At 33.1% G+C, this 785-nt stretch carries 1 protein-coding gene; it reads right to left on the reverse strand.

The features are described from left to right. Positions 1–515: hypothetical protein (locus tag DXC04_RS15400; RefSeq protein ID WP_147366254.1), on the reverse strand; the 515-nt coding region annotated here is incomplete at its 3' end. Positions 516–785: the final 270 nt, after the last annotated feature.

Genomic DNA, 785 nt, shown 5'->3' on the forward strand with positions numbered 1-785 from the left:
ACATAGCAATACAGATTCTTCTGTCCTGTATAAAGCCATATTTCCGATATTCCCTGACTGATTTTCCTTTTCTGAATTAGTTTCCCTTCTTTTTCATATTGCAGCACTCCGTCGGCTACTGCACAATATATATATTTATCAGACACGGAAAAATTACGACACTCATTTGGTACAGTAACAATGTGCTTCTTATCTTCCAGAGAAAATATTTTTTTACCTTCACGATAGTAATGATTTTTCCCATCAAATGTCGCTAACTCCATACCTTCATTTTCCAGAATATCTACTTCTGTACCCAGCTCACCAGAAACTGCTTTTTCACTGATTTGTGTCATCGTAGAACCAGACATGCTTTTTATAATTAAATTAACTGCAATAATATTGGTTACAAGAAAGACTGCCCAGATTTTCCAATTTCCTTTTCCGCTTCTCTTTCCATAATATGCCATCCCAAATGTGCTTAAGATAATATACAGCACACATATAATAAATACTATCATTCTTTCATAATTCATAAGACACCGCCTCTCATAGTAGAATAATATCGTATCCCGGATAATTTATCTTACATATATAGTAACAGACCACAGTTTTCTTTTGTGACATATAATTTCAAGTTTTTTAGAAACAGCAGGGAAATTCTGTTTCATATATTCAGAAATCGCCCTGCTGTCACTTTTACTTATACGACCTTTTTTATTACCAGAAAGAAATAAATGTTATTCCATCTACATTGAATAAATAACACCAAAGGACTTCAACTTTTGTTACAAATTCAGGACACA

This window comes from Dorea sp. OM07-5 (assembly GCF_003481355.1).
GTDB classification, from domain to species: Bacteria; Bacillota; Clostridia; order Lachnospirales; family Lachnospiraceae; genus Dorea_D; species Dorea_D hominis.